Source organism: Corallococcus sp. RDP092CA (genome assembly GCF_041903675.1).
In the GTDB taxonomy this organism is placed as follows: domain Bacteria; phylum Myxococcota; class Myxococcia; order Myxococcales; family Myxococcaceae; genus Corallococcus.
Genome location: NZ_JAYESI010000205.1, coordinates 1 through 209, shown reverse-complemented (window position 1 = coordinate 209; position 209 = coordinate 1). Strand labels below are relative to the sequence as shown.

Here is a 209-nt window from a genome sequence, read left to right as displayed (position 1 = left end):
CGTGGGAGAAATCCCGGCCATGGTGAAGGTGACGCTGGAAGTGCCCGAGGCGGTCTCCGCGCTGCTCAAGGCAAGCGAGGCGAAGCTGCAGGCGGTGGCGCAGGCACCTCGAGAGTTCGAGCCGGTAGTCCCGGTAGTGGCGCTGCGCGGCATTGACATGGCGGCTGAGGCGCTGTCGCTCGAAGGCAAGCGGAGGTTGCTTCAAAGCT

General features: G+C 66.0%; 1 protein-coding gene. It reads left to right on the top strand.

The window, feature by feature from the left end; translation table 11 throughout:
- Window positions 1-19 precede the first annotated feature (19 nt).
- Window positions 20-209, top strand: a 190-nt coding sequence (locus U8525_RS34780; protein WP_374271020.1) for a hypothetical protein, incomplete at its 3' end; no start/stop codon positions are given.